Genomic DNA, 793 nt, shown 5'->3' with positions numbered 1-793 from the left:
AAGCCGAGAAGCCAGGCAAAATACCACATGCGAAATCTCCTTGCAGATCAGTAGGCGTGGCCGCCCTTATCGTTCACCGTCGCCTCGTCAACCTTGCCCCACAGCACGCGATAAACCCATGCGGTGTAGGCAAGCACGATCGGCAGAAAGATGACGGCGACGACGAGCATGATGAAGAGCGTCAGATGACTGGACGAAGCGTCCCAGACCGTGAGGCTGGAGCGCGGATCAAGTGAGGACGGCAAGATGAAGGGAAACATCGAGACGCCGACGGTTGAGATGATGCCGAAGATGGCAAGCTTGCTGAACAGCAGCACGGTCACTTCACGCCGCCCGAGCATGGCAAGCAAGGCCGCTGCTGCACCCAGGAAACCGAGAACCGGTGCGATCGTCATCCATGGATGGTTGCCATAATTGGCAAGCCATGCGCCCGCGCTGTGTTCGACCGTCTTCAGAAGCGGATTAGATGGGCCTTCGACATCGATTGCGCTGGCGATGCGATAGCCGTCTATGCCGATCCAAAGGAACAGGCCGCCGAGCGCGAAGAGCACGATCACGACCAGAGCCGCCACCATGCCGAACCGACGCGCGCGTTCGGCGACAACTCCATCTGTCTTTACGAGAAGCCAGGCGGCGCCGTGCATGACGAGCATGGCAACCGACAGCAGACCACAGAGGAGTGCATATGGATTCAGAAGCGCGAAGAAGGAGCCTTCGTAGAAGATGCGCATATCGCCGTCGAACCGGAACGGCACGCCCTGCAGCACGTTACCGACCGCTACGCCGAAGATCA

1 protein-coding gene is annotated in these 793 nt (G+C 59.3%); it reads right to left on the bottom strand.

Going from position 1 to position 793, the window contains the following annotated elements; translation table 11 throughout:
• Positions 1-47: 47 nt before the first annotated feature.
• The coding region (gene cydB, locus GDN47_RS31845; RefSeq protein ID WP_152095065.1) for a cytochrome d ubiquinol oxidase subunit II at positions 48-793 on the bottom strand (746 nt) is incomplete at its 5' end.

Source organism: Martinezella dioscoreae, from assembly GCF_009176305.1.
GTDB classification, from domain to species: Bacteria; Pseudomonadota; Alphaproteobacteria; order Rhizobiales; family Rhizobiaceae; genus Rhizobium; species Rhizobium dioscoreae.
The sequence above is the reverse complement of the archived record's forward strand: the minus strand, read 5'-3'. Positions and strand labels throughout refer to the sequence as shown.